Raw genomic sequence first — 1090 nt, 5'->3', positions numbered from 1 at the left:
GGGGAGCGAGGGCCACTGATCGACAAGCTGTGGGGCCGGTTCCTCGTCGAGATCGTAGATTAGCTTGCAGTCATCGACTACTGGGTCATCATCTCCCTTCGCGAGGAGGGTGGCCGCGGCAGATCCCTTCCCGACGGCGCCGTAGAACGTCGACGCCTCTACGAGCAGCTGGATGGCGTGGAGGAGAGTCCGTTCGACATTCGATGTGTCCTGGTCGTCGGCTCCTTCGAGATGGTTGGTGAGACAGAACCGGCACTTCGACTGGCCAGCGGGGATTGACGCTCCACAGGAAGCGCACTCGGTCTCATCTGCTGTCGGGTCGTCTGGATAGTGCGTGTCGACGCCGCCAGAGCGTTGCCGCCGGGGCTCGCCACTACTACTGGCGAGTTGGTCGTCGGGAACGTGGGTCGCTTCGCCGAGCGGTCGGAGGGCTTCGTAGTCGGCGTACTGGTCGGTCATAGAGTGATCTGGCCGTATCATGCTTCGTCTTCGGGTTTAAACAATGGCTCTCACGTCAATCAGCCTACAGACATACAACCGAAAATCAGCAGTGTGGGCTCTACACAGCCAGCTCGTCCAGCGTGTCGCGGTGGGTCCGTACGGTGACCACCGAGACGTTCGCAACGTCAGCGACGTCCGACTGGGTGAGCCACTGTCCGTCTTCGCGTCCGGCCTTGTACAGACAGGCTGCGGCGAACCCGGATGGTCGAACCCCCGTGGTTGCTCCGGTCGATTCGGATGCTTCTGCCAGCTGCCGAGCCCGCTGCCGGATTTGATCGGAGACGTCGAGCTCAGACGCCAACTGCGGAACGAACGCACTGGGCGTCACCGGCTGGGCCGGCAGGCCAAGTTCCGTATTCAGCGTCGTGTATGCGTTCGTCACCCGCGATTGCTCGACGCGCGCCGACTCGGTGATGTCGTCGAGCGTTCGTGGTCGTCCGTTACACCGACACGCGCCGTAGACGCTCGCGGCGGCCATCGCCTCGATCGACCGGCCCTGCAGGAGGTCCTCGTTCTGGGCACTCCGGAAGAGCTGGCAGGCCTGGTCACGAAGCGTCTCGGACAGTTCGAGTGCACTACTGATCCGGCG

At 63.1% G+C, this 1090-nt stretch carries 1 protein-coding gene and 1 pseudogene; both read right to left on the bottom strand.

Annotation, left to right across the window (positions count from 1 at the left end; translation table 11 throughout):
- Nucleotides 1–459 (bottom strand): annotated as a pseudogene (locus tag ACQUQ1_RS22340) (hypothetical protein); the annotation flags it as partial.
- A 100-nt stretch (nucleotides 460–559) separates the two neighbouring features.
- On the bottom strand, nucleotides 560–1090 hold a 531-nt coding region (locus ACQUQ1_RS22335; protein ID WP_435066378.1), incomplete at its 5' end, for a transcription initiation factor IIB.

Source organism: Halobaculum sp. EA56 (assembly GCF_051195075.1).
In the GTDB taxonomy this organism is placed as follows: domain Archaea; phylum Halobacteriota; class Halobacteria; order Halobacteriales; family Haloferacaceae; genus Halobaculum.
This window is presented reverse-complemented; position numbering and strand designations above follow the sequence as displayed.